At 39.8% G+C, this 18,678-nt stretch carries 20 protein-coding genes; 6 read left to right on the top strand and 14 right to left on the bottom strand.

Annotation, left to right across the window (positions count from 1 at the left end):
* Window positions 1–108: 108 nt before the first annotated feature.
* The 4 genes from DWA30_RS00245 to DWA30_RS00230 form a co-directional block, all read right to left on the bottom strand.
* The gene (locus tag DWA30_RS00245; protein ID WP_114490541.1) at window positions 109–951 is read right to left on the bottom strand and encodes an OmpA/MotB family protein; all 843 of its coding nucleotides are present in this window, start codon (window positions 949–951) and stop codon (window positions 109–111) included.
* 144 nt (window positions 952–1,095) lie between these two features.
* On the bottom strand, window positions 1,096–1,992 hold the full coding sequence (locus DWA30_RS00240) for a mechanosensitive ion channel family protein (protein ID WP_114490540.1): 897 nt from the start codon (window positions 1,990–1,992) through the stop codon (window positions 1,096–1,098).
* A gap of 20 nt (window positions 1,993–2,012) precedes the next feature.
* A complete protein-coding gene (locus DWA30_RS00235; protein ID WP_114490539.1) occupies window positions 2,013–3,836 on the bottom strand; it encodes an SLC13 family permease in 1,824 nt (607 codons plus the stop codon).
* A gap of 105 nt (window positions 3,837–3,941) precedes the next feature.
* A complete protein-coding gene (locus DWA30_RS00230; RefSeq protein WP_114490538.1) occupies window positions 3,942–4,808 on the bottom strand; it encodes a sigma-70 family RNA polymerase sigma factor in 867 nt (288 codons plus the stop codon).
* Window positions 4,809–4,979: 171 nt separating this feature from the next.
* On the opposite strand from DWA30_RS00230, the gene DWA30_RS00225 reads away from it, so the two are divergent.
* A complete protein-coding gene (locus DWA30_RS00225; protein ID WP_114490537.1) occupies window positions 4,980–5,144 on the top strand; it encodes an adenylosuccinate synthetase in 165 nt (54 codons plus the stop codon).
* A 44-nt stretch (window positions 5,145–5,188) separates the two neighbouring features.
* Window positions 5,189–5,842: a hypothetical protein gene (locus tag DWA30_RS00220; protein WP_114490536.1), complete on the top strand. Its 654-nt coding sequence runs from the start codon at window positions 5,189–5,191 to the stop codon at window positions 5,840–5,842.
* 3 nt (window positions 5,843–5,845) lie between these two features.
* On the opposite strand, the gene DWA30_RS00215 is transcribed toward DWA30_RS00220, so the two are convergent.
* From DWA30_RS00215 to DWA30_RS00205, 3 genes are all read right to left on the bottom strand, one after another.
* Window positions 5,846–6,157: a hypothetical protein gene (locus DWA30_RS00215; protein WP_114490535.1), complete on the bottom strand. Its 312-nt coding sequence runs from the start codon at window positions 6,155–6,157 to the stop codon at window positions 5,846–5,848.
* A 101-nt stretch (window positions 6,158–6,258) separates the two neighbouring features.
* Window positions 6,259–6,798, bottom strand: coding sequence for a hypothetical protein (locus DWA30_RS00210; protein ID WP_114490554.1), 540 nt, complete (start codon window positions 6,796–6,798; stop codon window positions 6,259–6,261).
* A gap of 91 nt (window positions 6,799–6,889) precedes the next feature.
* Window positions 6,890–7,510, bottom strand: coding sequence for a pseudouridine synthase (locus DWA30_RS00205; protein WP_438829893.1), 621 nt, complete (start codon window positions 7,508–7,510; stop codon window positions 6,890–6,892).
* 78 nt (window positions 7,511–7,588) lie between these two features.
* Here DWA30_RS00205 and DWA30_RS00200 point away from each other — a divergent pair, with 78 nt between their 5' ends.
* Window positions 7,589–8,707 carry a DEAD/DEAH box helicase gene (locus tag DWA30_RS00200; protein WP_114490534.1) on the top strand — a complete coding sequence of 373 codons (1,119 nt, stop codon included), beginning with the start codon at window positions 7,589–7,591 and terminating at the stop codon, window positions 8,705–8,707.
* Between the two features lie 18 nt (window positions 8,708–8,725).
* Window positions 8,726–8,974: a DUF1456 family protein gene (locus DWA30_RS00195; RefSeq protein ID WP_114490533.1), complete on the top strand. Its 249-nt coding sequence runs from the start codon at window positions 8,726–8,728 to the stop codon at window positions 8,972–8,974.
* A gap of 24 nt (window positions 8,975–8,998) precedes the next feature.
* On the opposite strand, the gene DWA30_RS00190 is transcribed toward DWA30_RS00195, so the two are convergent.
* The 4 genes from DWA30_RS00190 to DWA30_RS00175 all read right to left on the bottom strand — a co-directional run bounded on the left by DWA30_RS00190 (window position 8,999) and on the right by DWA30_RS00175 (window position 11,468).
* Window positions 8,999–9,658: a hypothetical protein gene (locus DWA30_RS00190; RefSeq protein ID WP_114490532.1), complete on the bottom strand. Its 660-nt coding sequence runs from the start codon at window positions 9,656–9,658 to the stop codon at window positions 8,999–9,001.
* Window positions 9,659–9,673: 15 nt separating this feature from the next.
* Window positions 9,674–10,300 carry a hypothetical protein gene (locus tag DWA30_RS00185; protein ID WP_136073111.1) on the bottom strand — a complete coding sequence of 209 codons (627 nt, stop codon included), beginning with the start codon at window positions 10,298–10,300 and terminating at the stop codon, window positions 9,674–9,676.
* A gap of 17 nt (window positions 10,301–10,317) precedes the next feature.
* Window positions 10,318–10,950: a hypothetical protein gene (locus tag DWA30_RS00180; RefSeq protein ID WP_136073110.1), complete on the bottom strand. Its 633-nt coding sequence runs from the start codon at window positions 10,948–10,950 to the stop codon at window positions 10,318–10,320.
* A gap of 212 nt (window positions 10,951–11,162) precedes the next feature.
* Window positions 11,163–11,468: a hypothetical protein gene (locus tag DWA30_RS00175; RefSeq protein WP_114490529.1), complete on the bottom strand. Its 306-nt coding sequence runs from the start codon at window positions 11,466–11,468 to the stop codon at window positions 11,163–11,165.
* A 132-nt stretch (window positions 11,469–11,600) separates the two neighbouring features.
* Between DWA30_RS00175 and DWA30_RS00170 the strand changes: the two genes are divergently transcribed.
* Both DWA30_RS00170 and DWA30_RS00165 read left to right on the top strand, forming a co-directional pair.
* Window positions 11,601–12,212: a YqaA family protein gene (locus tag DWA30_RS00170; RefSeq protein WP_114490528.1), complete on the top strand. Its 612-nt coding sequence runs from the start codon at window positions 11,601–11,603 to the stop codon at window positions 12,210–12,212.
* 115 nt (window positions 12,213–12,327) lie between these two features.
* Window positions 12,328–13,890, top strand: coding sequence for a DEAD/DEAH box helicase (locus tag DWA30_RS00165; RefSeq protein ID WP_114490527.1), 1,563 nt, complete (start codon window positions 12,328–12,330; stop codon window positions 13,888–13,890).
* 1 nt (window position 13,891) lies between these two features.
* Here DWA30_RS00165 and DWA30_RS00160 read toward each other — a convergent pair whose 3' ends face one another.
* From DWA30_RS00160 to DWA30_RS00150, 3 genes are all read right to left on the bottom strand, one after another.
* The gene (locus DWA30_RS00160; protein ID WP_114490526.1) at window positions 13,892–14,500 is read right to left on the bottom strand and encodes a hypothetical protein; all 609 of its coding nucleotides are present in this window, start codon (window positions 14,498–14,500) and stop codon (window positions 13,892–13,894) included.
* Window positions 14,501–15,170: 670 nt separating this feature from the next.
* Window positions 15,171–18,308: a WD40/YVTN/BNR-like repeat-containing protein gene (locus tag DWA30_RS00155; RefSeq protein WP_114490525.1), complete on the bottom strand. Its 3,138-nt coding sequence runs from the start codon at window positions 18,306–18,308 to the stop codon at window positions 15,171–15,173.
* 112 nt (window positions 18,309–18,420) lie between these two features.
* Window positions 18,421–18,642, bottom strand: coding sequence for a YtxH domain-containing protein (locus DWA30_RS00150; protein ID WP_114490524.1), 222 nt, complete (start codon window positions 18,640–18,642; stop codon window positions 18,421–18,423).
* Window positions 18,643–18,678: the final 36 nt, after the last annotated feature.

The following is an 18,678-nucleotide window of genomic DNA, read 5'->3' as shown; positions in this document are numbered from 1 at the left end:
TAAGATAATTTTAAGATATAATTAGCAAAATTTAACATTTTATGAAAGCGTAAAAAAAGCGACCCAAATATATGAGTCGCTTTACACATAGTTGTTTACTTTCAATTATTAGTTGGCAGAAAGCAAGGCCAAAAACTTATCAAGATTAGGTAGAATGACAATTCGAGTTCTTCGGTTTGCCGCACGACCTTCTTTGGTGTCGTTCTCTGTTAGTGGGTGGAAACTACTTCTTCCTGCCGCAATTAACTTTTGAGGGTCTACACCGTATTTGTCTTGTAGTGTTCGAATTACCGCAGTAGAGCGTTCTACACTTAGATCCCAGTTGTCTTTTACATAAGACCCTGGCTTTACAGTTTGTGAATCGGTATGTCCTTCAACCATTACTTCTAAGGCAGGTTCACTGTTTATAACCGCTGCTAATCGTTCTAATAAATCATTTGCTTTCGGATTAACTCGGTAGCTTCCACTTTTAAATAATAGCTTGTCTGAAATGGTGATCATCACTACGGTCTCATCAATATCGATGGTGATGTCATCTTCCTCGCCTTCGGCTACTAAAGTATCGTCTAAGTTCTTCTTAAGATTGTAAGAGATTATTAGATTCATCGAATCTTCTAGGGTCTGTGCTTGCGCCAACTCGTCTTGGTCTACTTTTGCAAGTGCTGCTTTCATCTGCTCTTTATCGTCATTCGATAACACAACATTCTCATATTGTTGCAAACGTGCATTGTTGGAATCGGTAAGAGAACTGATCTTGGCATTGTAATTTGCAACACGCTCTTCAATTTTGGCGTACTTGGCTTCGATCTCCTCTTTTTCAAGTTGGGTTTTAGCTAAAGTAGAACGGGTGTCATTGTACTGACTTTCTAGTTCTACATACTTCTTTTTGGATACGCATGATGTGGTAATAAACGTGCCCGCTAATAGCGTTAGTGCAATTAGTTTTTTCATAATACTAAGTTTTTAGGTTTGTACGACAAAGATAACTACCATACCCACCAAAAAATTAGTTAAGGACTGCTATTGTTTTGTTAAAAAGCAAAAAGGAACCCAATTGAGTTCCTTTTAAGTTTAAATAATAAATTGATTTACAGCTTATTTGCTCTCTGAGTTATTGTTGCTCACTTGCAATTTGTTCATTCCAAAGTCCAATGTTCTAATCGGGAACGGAATGTTAATACCTGCATCATCGAAGTGTTTCTTGATCAATTTGATCGCTTTGTGTTGTGCTGCGAGCTTCGGTTTTGGTTTTGTACTTTCTATCCAGAATCGTGTTATAAAGTTGATAGAACTGTCACCAAATTCGGTAAAGAAAAATTCGACGCCTTCGCCTTCTTGTTGTTCGAAGTTCTCGTCAATAATTTTAATGACAATGTCTTCTACTTGTTGTAGATCACTTCCGTAGCCAACACCACAAGAAACTGCTACTCGAGACCGATCTGTCCATGAATAATTTGTAAACGGGCTGTCGACTACGTCCGAATTAGGAATGATGACATACTCGTTGTCTGTTTGTCGCAACACGATATTTCGTAACGTAATTTCAGAAACATATCCTGAAATATCACCGGTCTTTACAAAATCACCAATTCGTATCTTAGGTAAAAAGGAAAGCACTAAACCGGAGAAAGTATTGCTTAACGTTCCTTGTAGGGCAAGTCCAATAGCCAATCCTACCACACCGGCACCGGCGAGTACTGAAGTAAGCACTTTGTCTAGGTCCATGACGCCTAGGGCAATAAAGAACCCTATTAATAGTATAACGGCGAACATAAGCTTCCCAAGCATTTGCTTGATCGACTCTTGACTAATTTTGTTGAATAAAACACGTTTAGAAAATCTGCTAAAATATTTTGCCAAAAAGTAAAAGAGCACCATCACCAAAATGGCAACGATAAAGTTAGGTAGCTTGAGAATAATGGCATCTAGCCATCCATCCAATTTTTCCCATAAATTTGATATGGCATCGTTAATAGAAAATTTTTCTTCCATAGTTGTTTAATTTTTAAGTGTTATAGTAATGAGGACAGCATAAATGTACCCAGCGTTAAAAGTACTAGGGACAATATACCACCAATAATTAAAAAATGCTTAAACTTATACAGCCCCATACCATAGATCAACGTATTGGTTTGGTAGCCCATAGGCGTAAAAAAGCTAAAGTTAGCCCCAAACAATACAGCTAAGATAAAGGGTTTTACATCTAATCCAAAACCAGCGGCTACAGCAATGGCGACCGGTGTCATGATAATAGCAGTGGCATTATTGCTTATTACACCACTTAAGAGCATGGTGCTAGCGAAAATAAGTCCAATGATCATAAAATTAGACTTGCCGCTTAATACTATCAAGAGTTGTTCAGAAATCCAGCTGTCTGCACCCGAGTTGTGCATTGCTATCCCTAGGGGTATCATTCCTGCAAGTAAAAAGATGACCTGCCAATTTACACGGTGGTACACGTCATTGAGTTCAATACATTTGGTTAGTAATAACAAGGCAACACCCATTAAAGCACTTACAAGTATAGAAAGTACTCCGCTTGCCGCTAAGGCGATAACAGCCACCAAAATACCAAATGCCAGCATGGCCTTAGACGATTTGTCTACGGTAGTTTCATGCTCTCGTAAAATGGCTACATTTTCTATTTGCTGAACTTGATCTAGATCACTTTGGTGTAGTTCAATAAGCACACGATCACCCGGTTTAACAGCAATTTTCTGAATATCTTTTCTAATAAGTCGTTCTTTTGTATTCCTAATGTTTATACGTTTTTTGATCGCTAAAGGCGTCGCGTTAACAAGACTAAGTTCCCTAATCTGCTTAATGGTCTTGCCTATTAAGTTCGATCCGGGCAAAATGAGCAGTTCTACAAAGATCATTTCTTCTGCGTCTTTACTTTCTATGTTTTCTTCGGAAGCATCGGTAATGCCTTTTTCTAATAGTTCGGTGTTTGACTTGTGGACTTTAAATTCTTCCGAAGTATTTAATCTCGCTAAGTTTTCGATATCACACATTAAAAGTAAGCGATCGTTCTCCTGAAGTTCGATATACTTGCCCGGCGCATTGGTTATTTGCATATTTCGCGTCAACTTTAATAACGATATCTCGGGATTGTTGTATAAGAAGGTTTCTTCAATTCGTTTACCAATTAATTTTGATCCAGCCACGATGGTAACGCTTGTTACAAAATTTTCCAGTTCGTATTCCGCAGGGATCGATTCTTGTGGCTCTTTGGGGAGCCATTTGGACGCAATTGTGATCACAATAATTCCGGCAGCTAAGAACACAATTCCATATTGACTGAATTCAAAAAAGCTAAAACGCTCTACTCCTAAATTTTGTGAAACTGAATTTACAATTAAGTTGGTCGATGTCCCCATTAAGGTACAACTGCCTCCAAGAATTCCCGCAAACGAAATAGGCAGTAACAATTTTGAATTCGAAATATTAAATCGTTTTGCCAGCTCGTCTATGATCTTAATAAAAACGATCACGACTGCGGTGGTGCTTATAAACGCAGAGATTCCTGCTGTAATTAACATAAAGACCGGCAGCAGCAGTAGGAGGGGAAGGACATGTAAATTCTTTAAATAACGGGCCAAGGTGGCGATCACCCCTGTATCCTCTAGACCGATCGCGATTATCATAAGTGCTAAGACCGTGATGGTCGCACTATTCGAAAAACCTGCAATGGCTTCTTCCGGTGATACCAAACCGGTTAACGCTAAGGATACTATAATAAAAATAGCGATTTTGTCTACCGGGAATAATTCAAAGGCGAATAGGACAATGGTGACAAAAAGAATTAAAAAAACAAGTATTATTTCTACGGTCATATTAGTTAGCTAGATAGATAGGTCTATAAAGATAACCGTAGAAACAATACCTTGGGTAAAATGTTTTCTTAAAAGATGTAAGAAGCATTGGGATTTAGAAAAAACCTATCCCAAATATTTCATTAAGATGTGACTTTTAGATTGGTGGCGCAATCTGCGAATTGCCTTTTCTCTAATTTGACGCACACGTTCTCTACTTAAATCGAAAGTATCGCCAATTTCCTGTAAGGTCATGGCCGGTTGTCCGCTCAATCCAAAGTTTAGACGAACCACATCACCTTCACGTGGAGACAATGTCTCTAAAGCACGATCGATCTCGATCTTCAAACTTTCATGGATCAAACTCTTGTCCGGGTTTGGAGTTTCACCAGAACTAATAACGTCATAGAGATTATTGTCGTTTTCTCCTTCTTGAAAAGGTGCATCCATCGACAGACTTCGATTCGAGTTTTTAAGGGAGGTCTTTACTTTGCGTTCAGACATGTCTAACTCTTTTGCAATTTCCGAAACCGATGGTTTACGTTGATGAATTTGCTCTAAATGAATGGAAGCCTTTCTAATTTTATTTATGTCTCCAATTTTATTCAAAGGAAGACGTACCACACGAGACTGCTCGGCTATAGCTTGTAAAATCGATTGACGTATCCACCATACCGCGTACGATATAAATTTAAATCCGCGAGTTTCATCAAATCGTTTGGCAGCTTTCACCAAACCAACGTTTCCTTCGTTGATAAGATCCGGTAAACGCAATCCTTGATTTTGATATTGCTTTGCTACCGAAATAACGAAACGTAAATTTGCCCGCGTTAATTTTTCCAGGGCACGCTGATCCCCTTCACGAATGCGTTGTGCCAATTCTACCTCCTCTTCAGCGGTAATCATATCGATCTTGCTGACGTCCTGTAAATAACTGTTTAAAGATTTAGTTTCTCTGTTGGTAACCTGCTTCGTAATCTTGAGTTGTCTCATATATATGTAGTGGTTTTAAAGGATTGAATAAAAAATGCTAACATGGTATAGTAAGCTTTAAGATCCAAAAATCCAAATACTTAACATTATTTGTTAAAAAATAAACGTAAAATTGCTATTTTCTAGTCTATTTCGATGGAATAACGTAAAATACCGCTCAAACTTATAATCATGTACCTGTTTTTTCAAATACCAAAAGAAGTTCCGCATCCCGATAATAACACACCTATCGATCTAACTTCTTGGCCAGACCTTATAATCTATGTTATTATACCCATAGTTATTGTGATTCTATTTTTTATTTGGAGAAAACGAAGAATGAAAAATCGAGACTAACTATACTGTTTTGGCTTAATTCTTGTTAGCTTAGATAGCAGATTATGAAACACATTCTTACTATATCAATTTTCTTTTTTTTCTTCGGAATCGCCACCGCTCAAATAGAGAAGGCGACCCCAACAGTTCGTATTGAAGCCGAAGAAACAAATAACGAGAAACCTAGCGGGCTCGAATTGCCTAAAAGAGAGATCCCCGGGCTCACAAAACCTAAAGATCCCATTACACCAACAAATAGAAATGACCTTGGGAAAGAAGATAAAACAGTAGATATCACAAAAGGCGACGGACTTATAGACTACAAGACCAACAAAGCACCCAAGTATTTTACAAAAGATAAAGAAGCGCTGGCCATTTATGGTCGAGATCAAAATTTAGGAGAAGTCATAACATCGGCCTCTGCTGTTAATTTTATGTATCGCGATCATGAATATGTAGACGGTGATCGAATACGTGTCTACGTAAATGGAGATATAGTTAGAGCTAATGTTGGATTATTTGGAAGCTTTCAAGGGTTCGATCTTCCATTACAAGAGGGTTTAAACAGGGTTGAATTTGAAGCGCTTAATCAAGGGTCCTCAGGTCCCAATACGGCCGAACTCCATGTCTATGACGACAAAGGATTGCTTATCTCTGCTAAAAAATGGAACCTTTTAACAGGGAATAAAGCTACCATAATGGTAATTAAAGAGCAGTAGGGATTAACGTAAGCTACCGTCTTTTTCTTCTAAGTGATCATTTCCCGGACCTCCTTGACTGTGCAATTTGTTTTCTTCATCGTTGAGATCATTGGGGCCATTGCCTTTTTTTGCTTGCGTTCTGCCTGGCACGTCTAATTTCTTACCGGCAAAATCTACCGAGTCATTTCTATCGCGAAGTGCTTTGTCATCTCCGCCATCTTTTCGTAAATTTCTGTTATCCTGTCCCAAGATCTTTAGATCGTGATTTGTAATGTCACTATTGTAATTAGTGTCTTTGTTTTTTTCCTTCGCAGATTGTTCCTTGTTGCTCATAATTGAATCGTTTTAACGGAAGATACAAACTAAGATCTTGGTCGCGTAGGCATTTAACGCGTATTATAGAAAATTATAACACAATTTAAGGGTTGCAGTTCTTATTCCGAAGCTTCCTCTTCATCGTTGTAAATTAACGAATGATCTTCCTCATCTAAGCCAACGATCTTAATAATGCTGATAACGGCATTGTAAAGCATTAAGACAACACTTATAAGAGCACCACTTAATAAAGCAGAAACACCTAAAGAGACATAATAAAGTGTGACATACCATACCCCCGAAACATCTTCTGCTTCAGAAAAAGGGATGTTCAATACTTGAAAAGTAACCAACGAAACCACAAAAACGATGGTGTCGATCCTTGCAATTCGCATTACATGTTTATAATGCGCCGCTTTTAATTTTGATTTTGACCCTGTACTAATACTTAATAGCGTTAATAAAAGTGCAAGTATAGTCGCCGATGCCAGTGCAATGGTATTACATAAGGTGTTAATACCCGGAAGGGAAGATGACAGTAGATCGCGAGCTTCATAACCGCTTATGTTTCCTAATAAGAAGGCTCCTGTTCCGGTAACAATTGCTGCAAAAATACCGCCGTATAAGGCGCGTTTATTATAGTGGGTTAGATTAAACATGGTTAGAATTTTTAAGTTGTGCATTAAAGATACTTAAAAGCAGAACTTCCTCTAAACACTTTTACAGTGGTAAATGATATTTATTATTTCTTTAACTTTTTGAAATCTTGATTACTTGCTTCGGAAGCATTGCGTGAAGGTGATAATCTCCAATACGCACACGAACCAATCGCAAAGTAGGGAACCCTACAGCTGCCGTCATTTTTCGTACTTGACGAAATTTTCCTTCGGTGAGGGTGACAGACACCCAACTACTAGGACCATGTCGATCATCACGAATTCGTTGTTGCGTGGTAGGAAGGGGCGGCGGTTTGATCTTTACAGCAGCGCAAGGCTTGGTTAGATATTTATTACCGTTAATACCTATTTCAACCCCTTGTCGTAATTGAAGCACTGCCTCCTTTGTGATCTCCCCATCTACCTGAACGAAGTATTCTTTTTCGATTCCTGAAGTAGTAATATGATAACTAAATTTTCCATCGGTGGTAAGCAATAGTAATCCTTCGCTCTTTTCATCCAACCTTCCAACGGCCATGGTTCCTTCAGGGAAATCATATAAGTCTCCTAAGAACTTCTTCCGTTTTGCTTTCGAATCGTTCGTGATAAACTGACTCACATAACCGTATGGTTTGTACAGTTTAAAATAATGTTGCTCGTTAGTTTCCATCTTTCCGAAGAAAAATACAAATTCAAAATAGAAACGGATCAACATCTTGAAAAATTAATCATTTGGGTAGGCATGAAGCCATGCTTGCTTTTAATCGTACCTTTGCACTTTCAGAAAAAAAATATGACAACATTTAGAACTATTGGGATCAATAAAGAATTGGTAAAAGGGTTAAAAGAACTTGGTATCGTTCAGCCTACAGAAATTCAGGAGCGTACCATCCCTATACTGTTAGAGAAGAAAACCGATCTTATTGGGCAGGCGCAAACCGGGACGGGGAAAACCGCGGCCTACGGATTGCCGGTGTTACAGTATATCGACCCATCGCGCAATGAGATCCAGGCACTTATACTAGCGCCAACCCGAGAACTAGTACAGCAAATTCAGAAACAGTTATTTAAATTCACCAAGTATTGTAGCGAAAAGATATTTGCCGAAGGTGTCTATGGTGGTGAAAAAATAGACATTCAAAAAAATCGATTAAAACGCCCAACCCATATAGTGGTTGCCACGCCCGGAAGATTACTAGACCTTATTGAACGTGGGGATATTAATATTAAGAATATTGAGGTGCTGGTGCTCGATGAAGCCGATGAGATGTTAAGCATGGGCTTTAAACAAGACCTAAACCGCATCTTAAAATATACGACAGGGACCCGTAACACCTGGTTGTTTTCTGCGACTATGCCGGACGATATAAAAAAGATGATAAGCAACTATATGTCGCCTGCAGCGGCACGAATAGAAGTTAATAAGAACGCACTTGTAAACGCGAACATCACCCACCAATATATTAGAACGAGCGTAAAAGAAAAGCCAAATTTACTTATTCGAATACTAGACAGCCGACCCGAAGATCGCGGAATTATTTTTTGTCGCACTAAACTCGGTACGCAGAACCTTTTAAAACTGCTTAAAGAAGAAGGGTTTTCTGTAGATGCGCTAGAAGGTGATATGCAGCAAAAAGAGCGCGATAAAGTAATGAGAGGGTTTAAAAAAGAAAACATTCAATTTCTGGTGTCTACCGATGTTTCGGCAAGAGAGATCGATGTACAAAACTTAAGCTTTGTGATACATTACCAACTTCCCGAACAGCTTGAATATTATACACATAGAAGTGGAAGAACTGCACGAGCTGGGAAAACAGGGGTGTCATTGGCTTTTGTGATTCCAAGTGAATTACAAGAGTTACATCGCATTCAAAAAGAATTAGGAATTCGGTTTAACGAGGTTCAATTTTAGAAATAAAAAGCAAGGATTATGGGTTTAACGAATAATGATATAATGAAAAAGTTACGTGTAGCACATAAGTTACGCGACGAGGATATCGTGAAGATATGTAGTTTAGTGGATTTTAAAGTCTCTAAAAGTGAATTGGGGGCAATTTTTAGAAATCCCGCACACCCCAAATACATGGAGTGCGGGGATCAATTTCTACGTAATTTCCTTAACGGACTAGTGATTCATTTGCGGGGTCCTATGCCCGAGAAGAAAAAAAGTAGTAATTAAAAAACAAACAACTATTTGTTGGTTTTAGAAACCGGGAGGAATAGGAGCGGTTCCTGTTTCTGAATTTCCAAGATCGACCGTAATATCGGCCACCGATTTAGTAATAAAATCCTTTCGATAAATAATTAGATTCATAAATAGATCAATAGGAGTATCTACAAAGATTCCTGTAGGATTTCGCGTTCTAAAAACTCCATTGTTAATGGTGCCGCGTAAAAACCAAGTTCCGGTCGACGGATTCGGGTAGGCGTACATCTGAAATCCTTCAATATTGTCGCCATCTACGCTGCTATACGGCATTACATCGGTATCTCCGGAAACCGGTTCTAAAAAGTAATAGCCTTGCACAGTAACCAAATAGTCAGACACTGCGATTTTGGTATCGTAATCTTGTAATCCATCTTTGGATGTGCTTCTAAAGATGAATTGCACCTGGTTTATGGGTCCGTACTTGCTTTGCTCAATGTCGTATTGTAGGATCTCGTCGGAAGTTGTTTGGATCAACAACTTAGAACCTCTTATCTGTGTCGAGTTTCCCGGATTTTCTAAAAATAAACTGGTATCTAGTTTTACATCACCAACCACATCCAACGCTGTCGATGGGGTAGTGGTGTTGATACCAACTTGGCCAACTAGGGTAGCGGTAATGCAACTTATTATAAAAGTGAGTAGTATTTTTTTCATGGTAGTATGCTTTGGTTAGTATAAATTCGGAACACTGGAGGCGGTTCCAGTATTAGAACCCGATAGGTTGGTACTAATCGAAGGTAGGTTTCTAAAATAAGATTTGTCGTATACCAAGAGGGTAACTTCGTATTCTACGGTATCTCCGGTAGGCAGATCGAGATCTCTATTTTGAATTTCGAGGTGCCAGCTGCCACCGCTTTCAAAAGCGCGAATCACAAACGTACCAATGGTAGCTGTTGTTCCAACTGGGATCTTCTTAATTGGATCACCCAAATATCTAAAGTTAGAAACCCCAACAACGTAATCGGAAGTAGCGTACTGTAGATCTACATCTCGCATATTATCACCGGCAATATTGGTAAATCGATATTTTACAACGTTGACGGGGGCAACGCTGAGTGAGTTCACATCTAATACTTTAATCTCTCCTACAGGTGTAGAATTGGTGGTGCGGGTTACCAACTTAAAATTTTCTTCACTGGATCCAACCGTTCCCAAAGTTCCGGCTTTAAAGTTGTCTTGTACCAAAAGCTCGCCTGCGATATGCAGATCGGCTTCCGGAGTAACTGTGCCTATACCCACTTGTCCAAAAGCGAGCATAGAACCACATATGCATAATAGTAGTGGTGTTTTTTTCATGGGGGCTTGAAATTTAATTAATCTATAATAGGGGCAATGGCGGTTCCCGTACTACTGTTTAGCATGGGAATCTCTACCGTTGCAAATTGTTTCGATAGGTCTTTAGAGAATATTAAAGTACTTATGGTCCAAGTTCCTATAGCGCTTGTGTCACGATTAGCAGCCACAGGATAATCGGCAATAATATGCCATGTTCCATTTTTTATAAATGCAGCTGTATACGGAAGACTAGCATTTTCCGGCGCATTTCCGGAATCACTTAAAACCAACTCGCGATCGTATGAAGCTGAAATAGTAATAAGTACAAATTCGGAGGCATCTACCTGCGTGTCGAAGTCTAGTACCCAATCTAGATCTGGATTCTCAATAACATATTCTTGAATATAGCCTAAGGCTGCACCGGTGGGATTACTTACATCTAGCGATTTAATAGAATTATCGGTATCCTGAATCAAGAAGGTCGATTCGTCTTCGTCTTTTAACGGATTTAAAACACCGATCTCAAATTCTCCGGATATTTGCATGTCTCCGGCTACTTCTAATGTTTTTCTGGCATTTGTGGTACCAATTCCAACTTGTGAAAATAAATAGCTATTTGTACTAAACATTAATACAATAAGCACAAGTTTGTGTAGGGGGTAGGTTTTCATAATCAAATCATTTGGGACTACAAACATATAACAAAAATCAACTAAGTTGCTGTTAAATAATGAGTTGCGATTGTATCTTGTCGATTATAAAATGCATTTCATCGAAAAAGTGCTCATTTGAGAAAAAAATTGTCAGAATCGTGTAGGAATAACTGCCAATTTATTGATTGTAAAACACTTAAAAATTTCGAATAATATACAGCGTTATGCATCTAAAATTCCATCTCTGATAATTGAAAAGGATATGCCTTTTTTGTCGCTTCAATTTCTTCGGAAGTTAAATCTGTTATTTTTTTCTGAAATGTATTGCGTGCAAATCGAGCTCGTAGTTCTGAATAGGCCGCAGTTAGTTCATTTTGTAAGGCGATAAAATTAGTATACGAAGTTTGCCTATGCGTTGCTAGCGATAATAATGCTTTTGTTGGATGATCACTTGCAGTAGAAGGCTTCTCTCCCAAACAATAATCACAACTTCCGGTACCAATGTTATATATAAAGTCTTTTATTTGATCCTTCACTAGTGATTTCAGAAAGAATTCACAAAATTTATTTTACTACAATCTAAAGGATTATATTTGCAGGCTCATAAAATTTTTATAATATTTTATAGTAGTTCAACTTTGGTAAACTATTTGCTGTATTAGAGACGTATGAAAATTGAGAATAAAAAAGAGAATAGATTTAAACGAATCCACAAATACTATAGCTATACCGGCTTTTATTCATTTGTAGGGAAAAGCTTAAAAAAAGCACTTCCAACAATTTTGTTTTTTGTACTGGCTATCTTTTTGCTAGACCGCTATGTGGTTGACTTTACAGCCTTATTTACACATATTACAAACACTTATGCACCTATAAAGATACTGTCTGTCTTTTTTGCTTCGGAATCTTTATTAGGGCTAATTCCGCCGGAAATTTTTATCGCATGGGCAGATAAGACCGTAAACCCGATTGTCTATTTGTCACTTTTGGCTGTACTGTCGTATGCCGGTGGTATAGTGTCGTATTTTATCGGGAAATGGATATTAAGCATTCCGGCTGTCTTCAATTATGTAGAAGTGAAGATGAAAAAACACCTGCGAAACATTCGCAAGTGGGGCGGTTTTATGATCATTGTAGGTGCGTTATTACCCATACCATTCTCCATGACGAGTATGGCGGCAGGAACCATAAACTACAGTTTTAGAAACTTCTTATTGTTCGGTACGTTGCGATTTGCACGATTCTATCTATACGCAATCGCGATTTTTAGTCTCGTTTAAGCCCGATTTTTCACCGATTTAAATTTTTTTGAGGATTTTTCTGAAATAATTTGCCATAAACTGTCAATTGGCGGTATTTTTGCAGTCAATTTGAAAAAAACAGCCGCGACGATTTATGAGTACTTCCGCAAAAGAACTTGCTTTACAAGAAAGACAAACCGATAAAGACCTGTATAGTTACCAAAAGGGAGCTATAAACAAGATCTTTAAAAGTTTTGAAGATGCACCAGAAGACTATCACCTATTATATCAATTGCCAACAGGTGGTGGAAAGACGGTAATTTTTTCTGAAATCGTTCGTCAATACCTTAAGCATCACAATAAGAAAGTATTGGTGATGACCCACCGTATCGAATTGTGCAAACAAACGGCTTCCATGCTTACCGAATTTGGGGTCGTAAACAAAATAGTAAGTAGTAAGGCCAATTTAGACGATCAAGCTGACTACAGTTGTTTTGTGGCCATGGTAGAAACACTGAACAATCGACTGCGCGATAATAAATTAGATATATCCGATGTTGGTCTTGTCATTATTGATGAGGCGCATTACAACTCCTTTACCAAGCTTTTCAAATTTTTTGAGAAATCATTTATTCTAGGCGTGACCGCCACTCCTTTAAGTTCGAATATTGAATTGCCCATGAAGGATAATTACGACGAACTAATTGTAGGGGAGAGCATTCCAGATCTTATCGAAAATGGATTCCTTGCACGTGCTATACCCTATTCGTATAACGTAGGGCTCACGTCTTTGGTAGTTGGTTCTAATGGTGATTATACCGTACAGTCCTCCGATGATCTATACACCGGTGCCGATATGTTAAGCAGATTGCTTCAGGCGTACGAGGAGCGATGTAAAGGGAAAAAGACTTTGATCTTCAACAATGGGATCAATACCTCTTTATACGTCTACGATACCTTCCGAAGAGAGGGATATCCCATCATGCACCTAGACAACACGGCTACCAAAAAACAACGAAAGGCCATTTTGAAATGGTTTAGAGAGACTCCAGATGCAATCTTGACCTCGGTAAGTATCTTAACCACCGGCTTCGATGAGCCTACAGTAGAAAATATCATCCTTAACCGGGCTACACGATCGCTGACCTTATATTATCAAATGATTGGTAGAGGATCACGTGTACTGCCTAACAAGGATTCATTTAATGTGATCGACCTCGGAAACAATTTTCACCGTTTTGGACCTTGGGGTGAGGATTTAGACTGGCATCGTATCTTTAAATCGCCCGGATTCTATATGGATCACTTGGTTGATGATGAAGAAATAGAAAGTAATTTTCGCTACGAAATGCCGGATGAATTACGGAAACAATTCGCTAATTCTGAAGAAGTCTACTTCGATATTAGAAAGGCCTATACGCAATCTGTTAAGAATGGCGATTCGACCAAGGTGATACTTGAACAGTCGATCGCACAACACGCCAAGATCTGTATTGAGAACAGTGAAGATGTATTCGATGCACTCATATTAGCTAAAGAACTGGGAGACGATATCGATCATCGTATCGACAAATACACTAAGTGTATTAGTAAGAGCACCCACAACTTCGTTTCATGGCTTAAAGACGATTACCGACTTAAACTTAGAAGTTATTTACGGGAGAATTTTGATAGTATCTACGAAACGGTACACGGACATCCTCCGGTAGAAGAATAATTTACTGCTCGTTTAACTTCGCCAGTAGCTCGTCGTAGCTTCCAATTTCTGAGTACAATTTGCCTCCCAAGTTGATTATAGGGTTGGTGATGCTGTCGTATGGTGTTACCGTTTTAGCAAAGACCTTGACTAAGGTTTCTTTGATTTCCGGCTTCTCCTCTAATACGAGCGTTCTATAATTATAATAACTACTGTCCAGTGCCTGTATCATTTGTTCGCAAGTAGTGCAGTTGTTGGTGAGATACAATAATATTGGTTTCTTCGGATCAATTTTTACAGCAGTAGCAGGCTTCCGAAGTGCGCGTCTCGATAAACTGTCGGTTACCTCAAGTTCGTAGGTATACCGAGCTGTCTTTCCACGCTCCACAACCAAACTCATTATTTGTACTTTAGATGCAGCAGGTACTCGATAAGCCCTAGGTTTGCGTGTACTTTGACGAAAACCGCTTCCTTCTACGGTCATGGTTACATCCAGATCGACCTCGCTAGTGTTTGTAGCATATAAGAATAGGTGGTTTCTTGATGTTTCGTCTGTGATCTCGATCGATTCTTTTTGACCGAATAGCGAAGTAGTGCATACAAATAGCAATACAATGATACTGTATTTCATAATGAAGTGGTTAGTTTGACGACCAATGTAGGAAAAAACAAAAGTTCTGACAATAAAATTATATATCGAAATTTGAATGACTATCGTATGTCATTCCGAAAGAGGGCAACGATTGAGGAATCTCACAATAAGTTGCTGAGCTTCGCTCTGAATGACAGTCGTGTGTCATCTCGAACGGATGTGAGAGATCTTTAGAAAAGATGCTGAGCTTCGCTCTGAATGACAAGGAGATGCTGAGCTGCACTCTGAATGATTATCATATGTCATTCCGAAAGAGTGTAACGACTGAGGAATCTCACTGTAAGATTCTTCGCTTTTAATGACAGTCGTGTGTCATCTCGAACGGGTGTGAGAGATCTTTAGAAAAGATGCTGAGCTTCGCTCTGAATGACGAGAGATTCTTCGCTTCGCTCTGAATGACAAAGGTGTTGTGCTCTGAATGACTATCATATGTCATTCCGAAAGAGGGCAACGATTGAGGAATCTCACAGTAAGATTCTCCGCTTTTAATGACAGTCAAATGTCATCCCGAACAGGTGTGAGAGATCTTTAGAATAGATTCTTCGCTTCGCTCTTAATGACAAGAGATTCTTCGCTTCGCTCTGAATGACAAGGAGATGCTGAGCTGCGCTCTGAATGACAAAGGTGTTGTGCTCTGAATGACAAGGCATCATTCGAGGCGAATGGCCCCTATGCCCGCTTCCCACAGTTTTTTATTGTAATTCGGGATCGCAACATTAATTAATTCGTTCGCTTCAGCTTTTAGCACAATCCACTGTGCGTTCAACTCGTCTCTACGGTCTTTATTCGATTGTGTGATCTTTGGAATACTACTCTCGGCATGGTTTAATAAAAACAAGTATTCGGCAGTAAACTTATTCTCAAAATTTTCTACGTCGTCGTAGGCCTGCGATTTACGTTGTACCATTTTTTCGTCCCATGCTTCTAGTTGATTCAGTAATAGTTTTCCTTCGGAAACCAAAGAAGAAGCATCGCCTTGCTTTTCTAAGGTAGCCACGATCTCGGTCAAATCTTTTTGTGCATTTTTTAATGAATTGACCTTGGTGTGCATTTCGGTTACGTTTTTCTCTAAAGGCTTCATAAACGCATCATAGGCTGCATATTCTGAAGCTGAAACCTTAAGTAACGGATTCGGAATTATTTCTGTGGAAGTAGTTACAGTTTCATTACCGTGCTTTAGTTCGAGCGTATACGTTCCCGGTGGAACCACATGACCGCGGAAACTGGCTTCGATATATACATTGGGTATGCCCGGCATAATAGGATGACGCATATCCCATACAAAACGGTTTAGTCCTTCATTGGCAGAAAGCGTAGGCACTGTTGGTGGTCCACCGTCATATCCGGCATCTTTAGGATCTTTTTCCGAAGAAAACGTCCTAATCATATCGCCTTGGGCATCTTTTATCGTAAGTGTCACGGGTGTGTCTTCAATGTTGTCTGAAAGATTATAATACAACACCAAGCCACTGGCCGGATTCACGCCTTCGAACGCATCGGTACCATCAAAACCATCGGTGTTACCACTCAACTGGCTGTACCAATTGCTAATCATTGCAGGCTCTGGAGAAAACAGTTGCAGTGTATTCTTTTTCTTGGAGAACTGTCGAACCATCGCCAAATCGTCTAATATCCAAAAGGAACGCCCCGAAGTAGCAACGACCAAATCACCTTGATGTACTTTTAGATCGGTGATAGGCGTAACCGGTAAATTTAGTTGTAAGGGTTCCCAATGTGTACCGCGATCGTAGGAAATATAGATCCCCGTTTCGGTTCCTGCATAGAGCACATTCTTATCGGCCGGGTCCTCACGAACCACACGTGTAAAAGCACCATAAGGAATACCATCACTAATAGCGGTCCAGGTCTTTCCGTAGTTGGTAGTTTTGAATAGGGCAGGGGTGTAATCGTTAAACTTATAGCGGGAAGTAGCGATATATGCGGTGCCCGGCTCGGAAGGTGAGATGTCAATTGCATTGACCAAGGTTTCCCCTAATCCTTTTGGTGTTATGTTCTCCCAACTTTCGCCATTGTTTCTAGTGATATGTACGAATCCGTCATCACTTCCTGTGTAAAACACTCCTTTTTCATGAGGGGATTCCACTAAATAACTAATGGTTCCGTAATTTTCGGCACCTACGGCTTCATTGGTATAGGGACCACCGCCTTTCCCTTGCTTGTCGTCGAGGTTACGCGTAAGATCGGGTGAGAACTCTTCCCAAGTTACACCCATATCGGTTGTCTTTAAAACTAATTGCGCTGCGTGATAAAATGTTCCCGGTTCATGTTGTGACCAAATAATAGGTGCATTCCAATTATACAAATACTTCATATTTCGGGCTTCTCTTCCCAAGTACTGAATTGGTGCTGCCATGATATTCGTGCTTGCTTTCGATTCCATGTCCAAAGCTTCAATAGTCCCTAAGTAGCTTCCGCCGAGCACATATTTTGGGTTGTCAGGATCGAAGGCTAAAAATGCACTTTCGCCTCCTGCTGCATACGTCCAATCTTGTTGGTTTATACTTCCACGCCCTAACGACAGACTCGCAATTTTTACAGAAGTATTGTCTTGCTGCCCACCATATATATTGTAAGGAAAGAGGTTGTCGGTATTAATTCGGTAGAACTGTGCAGTAGGCATATTATCTTGGGTCGACCAAGTTTCGCCATAGTTGAACGAAATTGCCGCACCACCGTCGTTGGCGATCACCATATTGTCTGAATTGTCCGGATTGATCCACAAGTCGTGGTAATCGCCATGAGTTCCAGACAGCGTTTCCCAAGTCCTTCCACCGTCTATAGAACGTAAGTTAGGTGCGCTCAATACATAGACTACATTATCGTTATTAGGATCCGGGAACACTTCGGTATAATACCACGCACGCTGGGTGAGTCGGTTATCGCCACTCACTTTGGTCCAGTTCTCACCGGCGTCGTTAGAAACGAAAAGTCCGCTCTTATCCAACTGGGTATCGCTTTCGATCAATGCATATACTTTATCTGAATTGGATCGACACACGGCAATGGCCATTTTTCCTTTTTCTTCCGGTAAGCCTTGGTGTATTTGATTCCAAGTATCACCTCCGTCTACCGATTTATAGAGTCCGCTGCCTTCACCACCACTTAACACCATCCATGGCATTCGTTGGTGGTGCCACATGGCCGTATATAGCACATTTGGATTATTCATGTCCATAGACAGTTCGGTACTGCCGGTCATGTCGTTTACATATAAGACCTTTTCCCAAGTTTCTCCACCATCGTAAGAGCGATATACGCCGCGCTCTTTGGTAGGTCCGTGCAAGGCTCCTTGGGCAGCCACGTAAACTATATCCGGGTTATCGGGATGAATTACAATTCGTGCGATCTGTTGGGTTTTTTCAAGCCCCATCTTTTTCCAGGTTTTCCCGGCATCGGTCGATTTATACACGCCGTCGCCATACGAGGTCATTACGCCACGCACCGCGTGTTCTCCCATTCCACAATACACGATGTTGGGATTTGCTTCAGAAACTGCCACAGCACCTACAGAGCCTGTTTCAAAATAACCATCGGATATATTATACCAACGTTGTCCCGCATCATCGGTCTTCCAAAGTCCGCCGCCGGTGGTCCCCATGTAGTAGGTGAGGGGGTCACCAATTACACCACTAGCAGTTACCGAACGGCCGCCACGAAATGGTCCAATATTTCGATATTTTAGCGGTTGTAAATACGCATCGGCTTGTTGTGCAACTGCCGATAAAACAAATAAGAAAAGGATGGAAACGGAAAGGTGTTTTTTCATTGTTGGTTAGTGTTTACCCAAATATACACCAAAAAAGAAATCTAGGGCAACAAGAGGATTGGGCATAAAAAAATCCCGCTATTGCGGGATCATTATTCGTTTTAAGATGCGATTAGTTGGTCGCCTGATTTATATCATGTTTGGCTCCTTCGAACTTTTCTTTTACAGATGATTCTACATTTTGAGCGGTTTCTTTGATCTTACGACCTGCATCGTTAAATTTCGATTTTAACTTGTCTTTTTTGTTTTCGGGCATTCTTTTGTATCCCCAAAAAGCTAAAGCTCCTACGCCTAATCCAACAAGTGCTGCTACTATTCCATTTTTATTTTTCATTGCTTTTTCATTTTATTGATTTAGTTGAAGATAGGC

It is taken from the genome of Candidatus Ulvibacter alkanivorans, assembly GCF_003333325.1.
Classification (GTDB): Bacteria; Bacteroidota; Bacteroidia; order Flavobacteriales; family Flavobacteriaceae; genus Ulvibacter_A; species Ulvibacter_A alkanivorans.
The sequence above is the reverse complement of the archived record's forward strand: the minus strand, read 5'-3'. Positions and strand labels throughout refer to the sequence as shown.

What these genes read in the sequence shown, in the direction of transcription:
- DWA30_RS00245 (WP_114490541.1), bottom strand. Translation starts at nt 951, where the DNA reads ATGAAAAAACTAATTGCACTAACGCTATTAGCGGGCACGTTTATTACC.
- DWA30_RS00240 (WP_114490540.1), bottom strand. Translation starts at nt 1,992, where the DNA reads ATGGAAGAAAAATTTTCTATTAACGATGCCATATCAAATTTATGGGAA.
- DWA30_RS00235 (WP_114490539.1), bottom strand. Translation starts at nt 3,836, where the DNA reads ATGACCGTAGAAATAATACTTGTTTTTTTAATTCTTTTTGTCACCATT.
- DWA30_RS00230 (WP_114490538.1), bottom strand. Translation starts at nt 4,808, where the DNA reads ATGAGACAACTCAAGATTACGAAGCAGGTTACCAACAGAGAAACTAAA.
- DWA30_RS00225 (WP_114490537.1), top strand. Translation starts at nt 4,980, where the DNA reads ATGTACCTGTTTTTTCAAATACCAAAAGAAGTTCCGCATCCCGATAAT.
- DWA30_RS00220 (WP_114490536.1), top strand. Translation starts at nt 5,189, where the DNA reads ATGAAACACATTCTTACTATATCAATTTTCTTTTTTTTCTTCGGAATC.
- DWA30_RS00215 (WP_114490535.1), bottom strand. Translation starts at nt 6,157, where the DNA reads ATGAGCAACAAGGAACAATCTGCGAAGGAAAAAAACAAAGACACTAAT.
- DWA30_RS00210 (WP_114490554.1), bottom strand. Translation starts at nt 6,798, where the DNA reads ATGTTTAATCTAACCCACTATAATAAACGCGCCTTATACGGCGGTATT.
- DWA30_RS00205 (WP_438829893.1), bottom strand. Translation starts at nt 7,510, where the DNA reads ATGTTGATCCGTTTCTATTTTGAATTTGTATTTTTCTTCGGAAAGATG.
- DWA30_RS00200 (WP_114490534.1), top strand. Translation starts at nt 7,589, where the DNA reads ATGACAACATTTAGAACTATTGGGATCAATAAAGAATTGGTAAAAGGG.
- DWA30_RS00195 (WP_114490533.1), top strand. Translation starts at nt 8,726, where the DNA reads ATGGGTTTAACGAATAATGATATAATGAAAAAGTTACGTGTAGCACAT.
- DWA30_RS00190 (WP_114490532.1), bottom strand. Translation starts at nt 9,658, where the DNA reads ATGAAAAAAATACTACTCACTTTTATAATAAGTTGCATTACCGCTACC.
- DWA30_RS00185 (WP_136073111.1), bottom strand. Translation starts at nt 10,300, where the DNA reads ATGAAAAAAACACCACTACTATTATGCATATGTGGTTCTATGCTCGCT.
- DWA30_RS00180 (WP_136073110.1), bottom strand. Translation starts at nt 10,950, where the DNA reads ATGAAAACCTACCCCCTACACAAACTTGTGCTTATTGTATTAATGTTT.
- DWA30_RS00170 (WP_114490528.1), top strand. Translation starts at nt 11,601, where the DNA reads ATGAAAATTGAGAATAAAAAAGAGAATAGATTTAAACGAATCCACAAA.
- DWA30_RS00165 (WP_114490527.1), top strand. Translation starts at nt 12,328, where the DNA reads ATGAGTACTTCCGCAAAAGAACTTGCTTTACAAGAAAGACAAACCGAT.
- DWA30_RS00160 (WP_114490526.1), bottom strand. Translation starts at nt 14,500, where the DNA reads ATGAAATACAGTATCATTGTATTGCTATTTGTATGCACTACTTCGCTA.
- DWA30_RS00155 (WP_114490525.1), bottom strand. Translation starts at nt 18,308, where the DNA reads ATGAAAAAACACCTTTCCGTTTCCATCCTTTTCTTATTTGTTTTATCG.
- DWA30_RS00150 (WP_114490524.1), bottom strand. Translation starts at nt 18,642, where the DNA reads ATGAAAAATAAAAATGGAATAGTAGCAGCACTTGTTGGATTAGGCGTA.